Source organism: Microvirga sp. 2TAF3 (assembly GCF_052114965.1).
GTDB lineage: Bacteria > Pseudomonadota > Alphaproteobacteria > Rhizobiales > Beijerinckiaceae > Microvirga.
The window spans coordinates 1-1,111 of record NZ_JBFRFT010000055.1; the positions used below are offsets into that span (position 1 = coordinate 1).

Genomic DNA, 1,111 nt, shown 5'->3' on the forward strand with positions numbered 1-1,111 from the left:
CGGCGGCAAGCTGGAAGGGTTCGAGATCGACCTCGCCAACGACCTGTGCGCCCGCATGAAGGTGAAGTGCGAGATCGTGGCCCAGGACTGGGACGGCATCATCCCGGCGCTCAACGCCAAGAAGTACGATGCCATCATGGCCGGCATGAGCATCACCGACGACCGCAAGAAGGTGATCGATTTCGCGGGTCCCTACGCCAATTCCCCGAACGGCTTCCTCGTGGCGAAGAACTCGCCGCTGGCGAAGATGCCGGGCACGGGCGAAGCCTATAACCTCGGCACACAGCAGGCCGCCGCCGAAAAGGCGATCGATGCCGTCAAGCCGCTTCTGAAGGGCAAGACCGTCGGTGTGCAGGGCTCGACGATCCACGCGAACTTCGCCGACAAGTACCTGAAGGGCACGGCGGAGATCCGCGAGTACAAGTCCACCGAGGCGCATGACCTCGACCTCGCCGCAGGCCGCATCGACGCGGTTCTCGCGGATGCCACGGCCATCATCGGCACCCTCGAAAAGCCCGAGTTCAAGGACTACGCCCTCGTCGGCCCGTCCATCACCGGCGGCATGCTCGGCGCCGGCGTCGGCGTCGGCGTCCGCAAGGAGGATCAGGCCCTCAAGGCGTCCTTCAACGACGCGATCCAGGCCGCCATCAAGGACGGCACGGTGAAGAAGCTCTCCCTGAAGTGGTTCAAGATCGACACCACGCCCCAGAGCTAAGCTGGCTATGCACAGATCAGGAGGCGCGGCTCAAGCCGCGCCTTTCTGTATGAATTAAGGGTGACTGCGACCGAAAACGCCATTGCCGCCAGCTTATTCGGTATGATTGGGACTTGCGCTGGCTTGGCTTTTGAATGTTAGCTTTCAGCGAGCGGATGATCGCCGGAACCCAGGCTCCGGCCCTCGCCGATAAGCGGCTCGACCGAAGCTGACAATAAGGGAACGACGATGAAAATGTTCAAGGTAATCAGCCTTGGCCTCCTGGCTTCCGCCCTTGCGATGGGTGGCGCCGTGGCCCAGGACAAGACCGTGAAGATCGCCACCGAGGGCGCCTATGCGCCGTGGAACTTCACCGGCGCCGGCGGCAAGCTGGAAGGGTTCGAGATCGACCTCGCC

1 protein-coding gene and 1 pseudogene are annotated in these 1,111 nt (G+C 62.9%); both read left to right on the plus strand.

The features are described from left to right. Positions 1-715, plus strand: a 715-nt coding sequence (locus AB4Y97_RS20965) for a transporter substrate-binding domain-containing protein (protein WP_442000969.1), incomplete at its 5' end; no start/stop codon positions are given. A gap of 228 nt (positions 716-943) precedes the next feature. Next, positions 944-1,111: pseudogene (locus AB4Y97_RS20970) on the plus strand (ABC transporter substrate-binding protein); the annotation flags it as partial.